This window comes from Caldisericia bacterium, from assembly GCA_021158845.1.
Taxonomy (GTDB): Bacteria; Caldisericota; Caldisericia; order B22-G15; family B22-G15; genus B22-G15.
The window spans coordinates 1-7,280 of record JAGGSY010000157.1 but is presented as its reverse complement, the minus strand read 5'-3'; the positions used below and the strand labels follow the sequence as shown (position 1 = coordinate 7,280).

Here is a 7,280-nt window from a genome sequence, read left to right as displayed (position 1 = left end):
CCACCATATACTTTATTATCTCTTCCTTCCTCTTTGGAATTTTTCTCTGGAAACTACACACCGATTCATAGAATTGGACTTAAATTTGATGGGAGCAACATAAGCTATTTCTTTGACTCTGATACAGGAAGTGCATCAGATTCAGAATTTACATCTGGAACAATTATGCTTAGGGGAGAAAATCAGAATACAAGAATATACTTTGATGATGTCTGTGTGGAGGGAGAATGAGAAAGGGAATTAGCCTTATAGAAACAATTATAGCTATTACCCTTATAGCAATAATCATAACACCTCTCGTATTATACTTTGATAGCACAATTAAATTCTTTCACACAGCAAATCCTTCATACAAAACGGTTTCTGTTATAAACGATGCAATGAATGAGATAACTGATACATTGAGACAGGCAAAGGATGTTGGAATAAGTGAGGAGACTAAAGTAGGTTTTATAGTTCCTTTGAATGATGGAAGGGATGAAATGAAAATTATATTTTCAGCTGATACATCCAACTATCTTATAGTGAGGGAAGATGATAATGGAAGGAGTTATGTTCCATACTACAACAATCCAGACACACCAGATGAAGATAGGGTTCTTCTAAAATTACAATTTACATACTACGATGAGGATGGAGATAGAACAACTGATCCAGCAAGGGTTAGGGTGGTGGAGGTTTCAATTTCAGCTATTTCAAAAATTGATCCTGAGCGAACCTCTCGTGTAGATATGAAAAGTGTGGTAACATTAAGAAACAGGAAAGAATGAAAAAATTTCTTGGAATAACCATAACACATGGAAAGATACTATCCTCGCTCTCAATTTTAAAGAGAGGGAAGGTCTCCATTGATAAGTTGAGAGAGGGAGAGATTGATACATCATCAGACTCTCATATAGTAAGAGATTTAAGGAAATTTGTAAGAAAGAACAGACTTAAGGCAGGGGATGTAACCTTTGGAATTCCAGAGGAGGAGGTAACGATAAAGATTGGCACATACCCAAAGATGCCAAGGGAGGATTTGAGGAAGATACTACTTGACGAAATCTCCTCATACAAGATATTTGAGAATGACTATCCAGTGCTTAACATAGTTAAGTTGGGCGAAGAGAATGGGAGGGAGAGAATCCTTTTGGTATCAATTCCAAGAAAGAGGGTCGTTAGATGGATAAATATAATAAGGAAAGCTGGATTAGGGTTGAGTAGAATAGAGTTAAATCCAGTATCTTGTTTTAGGGCAATTAAATTTCTCAACAAGAAAAATCTCACTGGTTCAGGCGCACTTGTCTTTTTAAACACATTCAAGACAACACTTATATTTTTTAAAGATGAAGATATTCTTTTTTTAAGAGAGTTTGATATTGGAATTGAGAATATGGAGGACAATGAAGAGCAGTGGGTAAATGAGGTTTCAAATACTATTTCTTACTACTCAAGGGCGGAAAAGAAGATAGTTGAAAAGATGCTCATATCTGGTGTTGAGAAAATTCCTGAGAAACTTTTAAGCTCTTTATCAGATAAACTGGGGATAAAGATAGAGAATGAAGATCAAATAAAGGGAGTTCCAATCCATCTTTTAGCACCAATTGGACTTTCCCTTTCAAGATTGGGGGATAGGGTAAATATAAACCTTATACCAAGAGATATAATTGAGAGACCAAAGGATGAATTAAAGACTTTCTTTTTAGGGTTATTCATATTTATCGTTGGTGTTCTCATCATCTCCCTCTCCACATACCTTATAAATTCACAGAAAACAACAGATATGGCAATTAGAGGAACTAAGGATAATCTAAAAAGGATTGAGAGGTCTCTTGAAGATCTGAAAGGTGTTGAAAAGGAGTACAAGAGACTCTCCGATGAGCTTAAAAAATTGAAGGATGTAACAGGTGAGTTTGAAAGTATTAAATTATCACTTATATCAAAGATAGATTCCCTCAAGGGAGATGTTGTGATAGTGGGTATAAGTATGGATAAAGAGAATCATATCAATTTGAATGTTGTTGGAAATAGATTCCAATCAATTTTCTCTTACAGGAAAAGGTTGATTGAGAGTGGATATTTTTCAGATGTAAGGATAGGAAGGATGGAGAAAAGAGGAGGTAAGGGTGTGGCATCCACAATAGAGATTGAGATTAAAGGAGAGAAAGGTGATTAAAGAGTATGTCCCAAAGATAAAGAAGGTTCAAAGAGTTATGCAGTATATACTTATTTTTGAATTGATATTCTTTACAGCTTTTGTTGGATATCAATTCTTTGGCTGGAAAAAGAAGATGAACACACTAAACAAACTAACAGGACTTGTATCAGAGAGGAGTGAGTTGTTTACTCAGCTTGGAAATATGGAAAAAGAGACAGAGAAACTTGCCATTGAGATAAAAAATGAAAAGGAGAAGTTTTTTAAAAGGGATGAGTTTGAAAGTTTTGTGGATGGACTTGAGGAGAGATTAAACTCCTTTGGTTTGAACTTGAAGTCTATATATATTAAAGATTCAAAAGATGAGGAGTATTCTCTAATCTCTGTAGATCTTGAAATCTCTGGAAAGATGGATAAAGTAAAAAAATTTATCTCATTTTTAGAAAATTATGAACACCTAATCCTTGTGAGGAGAGCAAATCTACTCTTGGGGGGCGAAGATTTTAACTATTCCCTCATCCTCTCCCTTGATTTCCCCATATATGAGGATTAGTGTCCCCCTCTTGTAATAAGTCTTGCCATATCAAAGAGTGGAAGGTATACTGCAAAGGCAATAAATCCAACTATTATTCCAAGAACTATTGTAAGAGTTGGTTCAAGGAGTGCAACAAACCTCTTTATATCAGAATCAAGCTCTCTCTCAAAATAACCTGTCATTTCAGACAAGACCTCCTCTAAATTTCCCCCACTCTCTCCTACCGCTATCATCCTCGTAAATATCAGGGGAAACTTCTTCGTCTCTAAAATTGCCCTGCTTATACTTTCACCCTGCATAATCTTCTCCCTTGCCTCATCAATTGCTTTTGAGATGGTAAGATTTCCAGCAATCTGAGAGAGGAGTTCAAAGGCTTCACCTATGGATATTCCACTCCTTATAAGTGTCTCAAATGTGTGGGAGATTCTTAAAAAGATATTTTCTCTATATATCTTTCCAAGTATCGTAGGCATGTTAAAGAGAAACTCATCTATCCTCTCCCTTCCCTTTTTGGTGGAGGAGAGACTTCTAAACAGGATATAGATAATAAAGATAGCAATGGCAATTACCCACCAATAGTGAATAACTCCATTGGATACAGATATAAGTATCCTTGTTGGAAGGGGAAGTTTCACACCGGCACTTTCATATATCTTTGTAAAAACAGGAACAATTGTTACAAGGATGAAGACCACTGCTATAAGTATTAAACTTACAACTATCTTTGGGTATGTAAAGGCATTTCTTACCTTCCTTCTCAACTCCTCCTCTTTCTCAAAGAAATCTGCAATTCTTAAGAGAACAGAGTCAAGATTTCCCGTTGCCTCTCCAACATGAACTGTCTCAATAAACACCCTTGGAAAAACATCTCCAAGTTTTCTTAGACTCTCTGAGAAGGATTCTCCACCAATTATATCCTCCCTCAACTTAGCTATAATCTGCTTTAGGAAAGGTTTTTTTACATTTTCCTCAACTGCATCAAGGGCGCCAAGTATGGTAAAACCTGATCTAAGGAGGAGGGAGAGTTGCCTTGCAAAAAATATTATATCAACAGGTTTAATCCTCTTTAATACAACTTTTCTTGTCCTCAACCTTTTAATCTCTATTATATGAATACCCCTCTCATGGAGGAGATTCCTTGCCTCTTCCTCGCTATTTGCCTCTACCTCACCCCTTGCAGGGCTTCCACTTTCATCTCTTCCGATATACTTAAATATCATTCCTCAAGCCTTATAACCCTTAATACCTCCTCAAGGGTTGTAATTCCCATCTTAACCTTTTCAAAACCAGCTTCAATAAGAGAAATCATCCCCTCCCTCTCTGCCTCCATTCTTATTATCTCCGAAGATTCACCACCCTTAATTATCTCTCTTATCCTTCTTGTGATGGGAAGTATCTCAAAAACACCGGTTCTTCCCTTATAGCCTGTAAAATTACAACTACTGCATCCCTTTCCCTTCTTTAGAAGAACATCCTCCTTTACCTCCCCAAAGAGTATCTCCATCTCCTCTCTGGATGGTTTATAATCAATTTTACACACAGGACATATTGTCCTTACGAGTCTCTGGGCAACAACCCCTATAACAACTGATGAGACAAGATACGGTTCAATACCAAGATCAATGAGTCTTACAAGGGTTGAGGGAGCATCATTGGTGTGGATGGTTGAAAGGACAAGATGACCTGTTAATGCAGCTTCAAAGGCAATTTTTGCCGTCTCAAGATCTCTAATCTCTCCAACCATTATAATATCAGGATCCAGTCTCAAAAGAGATCTTAATCCTGTGCTAAAGGTTATGCCTGCCTTGGGATTTACCTGTATCTGGACAATTCCCTTCAACTCATACTCTATTGGATCCTCAATTGTTACTATGCTCTTCTCTGGTGTGTTGAGTTTGTTTAATGTGGAGTAGAGGGTTGTGGTTTTCCCGCTTCCAGTGGGACCTGTAACAAGAACCATACCATATGGCTTACTTACTATCTTTTCAAAAATCTTCTGCTGAGATGGAAGCATCCCAAGTCTTTCAAGCTCAATTAGAACCTGTGCTTTGTTTAATATCCTCATCTCCAACTTCTCACCAAATCTTGTACCGATGGAGGAAACTCTAAAGTCATACTCTTTCCCATGAATCTTCATGGAGAATCTTCCATCCTGCGCCCTTCTCTTTTCAGCAATATCCATACCAGAAAGCACCTTCACCCTTGATATTATAGAATCATCAACACCCTTAGGAACTGTCATCACATCAATAAGCATTCCATCTATCCTGTATCTAACCCTTGTGTATTCCTTCTCTGGATCAAAATGTATATCTGATGCATTTTGATTTATTGCATCCTCAATTAAAGAATTGACAAATTTTACTATTGGTGTTTCAGGAACAATCCTCTCTCTCTCCTCCTCCACTTTTACATCGCCAAGGGTCTTTGATGCCATTGTTTTTATGTTAAAGTATTGATTCAAGAGTCTCTGAAACTCCATATCTGTTACCACAAATGGTTTTATCTTAAGTCCTGTTATGTCCCTTATCTCGTCAATGACAAGGGGATTTACCGGTGGAAGCACAGCTACTTCAAGGGTATCACCCTCTCTCCTCACAGGAAAAATCTTTTTCTCCTTCACAATAGATTCAGGGATGAGATTTACAACATCTGGTGATATGAGAATGTCTGAGATCTTTTTATAACTCACACCATACTGCTCTCCCAGCACTTTCCCAATCACATCTGGAGATACAAGTCCCATATCTATGAGGATCTGACCAAGGGGAACGCCCGTCTTTTTTTGTTCCTCAAGAGCTTTTTTAAGGTCCTCTTCTCTTATAATACCTTTGCTTAGGAGTAATTCTCCAAGGGGTTTTCTCTCTGCCATTTTTTTAATTATATCAGGATTTCCTATAAAACATCCCCTCCTGAATAAAGAGGAAGAAACCAAGAAGAATAAATATGTCTCCTATGCTTATCACCTGATTCAATATAGGGATTGGTATTATGTCTCCTAAAAAATTTAGATTTGTGTCTTTACTCATTAAAACGCAGTTGTTAAACCTTGTATAGGTCTTTAGAAGTTCAATTTTGGTGTGTGCACCAACACTTTGGAGTGCCTTAATTGAAACTGGCATATAACCATAGTTAAAGAGAATCACGAGAAAATTCAGGAAAAATCCTAAACCTATAACTCTCATGGATTTAAGATGAAAATTTGAGGAAATGGTGATGAGAACAATAAGGTATGAAATTATGAAAAGGATTCCTGTGTAGTTTTTAAAATTGGATGATTGGAACCAGGATGAAAAGATAATCACCTGTATCAAAAAACCTATGAAGATAAAAATCGGGTTCTTAAACTCCACATTTGAAAAATTTTTAATGGAACCTCCCCTTAAATACCCAACGATTAAGGAGATTCCTATTATGATGGGAATGAAAAGCACTAAACCTCCCCTCTCTTGAAAAGTTCCTTTAATGCCATGACAACATTTTGGTCAAACTTACTCTTGTTTTCCTCAAGATACCTTATAGCCGCCTCCTTTGTCCATGCATCTCGGTATGGCCTCTCAGATGTGAGAGCTTCATACACATCACAAACTGTAAGAATTCTTGCCTCAAGTGGTATTCTTGAAACACCATCCTCTGGATAACCTGATCCATCCAACTTCTTATGATGATACTTAACTATGGTGGAAACCTCCTTAAGATAAGGGAATTTACTCATAAGTTCTGCACCAATGACAGGATGCTCCTTTATTTTCTCATACTCCTCTTTTGTAAGTTTTCCCCTCTTATTCAGAATCTTCTGTGGAACAGCGATCTTACCAAAATCGTGTACTTTGGCTGCCATTATAAGTTTCCTCTTCGCTACAAGATCAATCTTCATCTCATTGGCAACCTTCTCACAGATTCTTGCAACATTCTCAGAGTGTTCCTTTGTATATTTGTCAAAATCATCAACTATCCCTGCAATAACCTCCATAAAGTTCTTTGCAGCTTCCTCTGTCTCTGAAAGCCTTTTAAAGGAGTAATAGACAGAAATAAAGAGGGGGATAAGAAGAATCATTGCGAGAGGTTCTGTCTTTAATATATAGGCAAACAAACCTCCTAAAATAAACATTGATAAAAACTGAAGCAGTATCTCGTTCCTTCTAAACATGAAGAGAAAGGTGTCTAAAACCCTGCTTTTTGAAACAAGAGCTGTTATTGTAGATACAAGGAATGAGTTGAGAAGGAAATAGATGAGACCTGCAACAGTTACAGCAGAGAATCCGGTTAAAAGTGGATACTCTTTTCCTTCAAGAGATATTATAAAATTATAAGCAAGGGAGGAGATACCAACGGTGATGACATACTGAGAAAAGTTAAACATTGTCTTAAACCATTCTACTTTCCTCAGCATATCCCCTATGATACCGCCAATGGAGGAAACAAGGGTTGCAATAAGTGGATTGAACAAAAATATTGAAGCAAAGGTAGCCGGGAGAGATAAGGTTATAGATACCCTATTGGAGTTTATCAATGTGAATTCCACGCGGTAAAGATCTGAAAGGGAAATAAAAACTAACAAAAATATAAAAATTAGAATGTTCCCCTCAAATTTGAAGGAAAAAAACT

The 7,280-nt window shown here is 37.0% G+C and carries 8 protein-coding genes; 4 read left to right on the top strand and 4 right to left on the bottom strand.

Translation table 11 applies throughout. The annotated features are described in order from the left end of the window. The 4 genes from J7J33_05545 to J7J33_05530 all read left to right on the top strand — a co-directional run. The coding region (locus tag J7J33_05545) for a hypothetical protein (GenBank protein MCD6168742.1) at positions 1–231 on the top strand (231 nt) is incomplete at its 5' end. After that, entirely contained in the window at positions 228–770 is a 543-nt protein-coding gene (locus J7J33_05540; protein ID MCD6168741.1) for a hypothetical protein, read from the top strand. The genes J7J33_05545 and J7J33_05540, both read left to right, overlap by 4 nt. Beyond that, the gene (locus J7J33_05535) at positions 767–2,158 is read left to right on the top strand and encodes a hypothetical protein (GenBank protein ID MCD6168740.1); all 1,392 of its coding nucleotides are present in this window, start codon (positions 767–769) and stop codon (positions 2,156–2,158) included. Before J7J33_05540 ends, J7J33_05535 begins: the two co-directional genes overlap by 4 nt. After that, positions 2,151–2,690 (top strand): hypothetical protein, encoded by a 540-nt coding sequence (locus J7J33_05530; protein MCD6168739.1) that lies wholly within the window; start codon positions 2,151–2,153, stop codon positions 2,688–2,690. The genes J7J33_05535 and J7J33_05530 overlap by 8 nt, the downstream gene beginning before the upstream one ends. Here the strand turns inward: J7J33_05530 and J7J33_05525 are convergent. From J7J33_05525 to J7J33_05510, 4 genes are all read right to left on the bottom strand, one after another. After that, complete coding sequence (locus tag J7J33_05525; protein ID MCD6168738.1) at positions 2,687–3,892, bottom strand: type II secretion system F family protein; 1,206 nt, start codon at positions 3,890–3,892, stop codon at positions 2,687–2,689. The two genes, J7J33_05530 and J7J33_05525, sit on opposite strands and share 4 nt — an antisense overlap. Next, complete coding sequence (gene tadA, locus J7J33_05520; GenBank protein ID MCD6168737.1) at positions 3,889–5,544, bottom strand: Flp pilus assembly complex ATPase component TadA; 1,656 nt, start codon at positions 5,542–5,544, stop codon at positions 3,889–3,891. The genes J7J33_05525 and tadA overlap by 4 nt, the downstream gene beginning before the upstream one ends. Before the next feature lie 13 nt (positions 5,545–5,557). Next, positions 5,558–6,106 (bottom strand): DUF5317 domain-containing protein, encoded by a 549-nt coding sequence (locus tag J7J33_05515; GenBank protein ID MCD6168736.1) that lies wholly within the window; start codon positions 6,104–6,106, stop codon positions 5,558–5,560. After that, positions 6,106–7,280, bottom strand: a 1,175-nt coding sequence (locus J7J33_05510) for an HD domain-containing protein (GenBank protein ID MCD6168735.1), incomplete at its 5' end; no start/stop codon positions are given. The genes J7J33_05515 and J7J33_05510, both read right to left, overlap by 1 nt.

What these genes read in the sequence shown, in the direction of transcription:
- J7J33_05540 (MCD6168741.1), top strand. Translation starts at nt 228, where the DNA reads ATGAGAAAGGGAATTAGCCTTATAGAAACAATTATAGCTATTACCCTT.
- tadA (MCD6168737.1), bottom strand. Translation starts at nt 5,544, where the DNA reads ATGGCAGAGAGAAAACCCCTTGGAGAATTACTCCTAAGCAAAGGTATT.
- J7J33_05535 (MCD6168740.1), top strand. Translation starts at nt 767, where the DNA reads ATGAAAAAATTTCTTGGAATAACCATAACACATGGAAAGATACTATCC.
- J7J33_05525 (MCD6168738.1), bottom strand. Translation starts at nt 3,892, where the DNA reads ATGATATTTAAGTATATCGGAAGAGATGAAAGTGGAAGCCCTGCAAGG.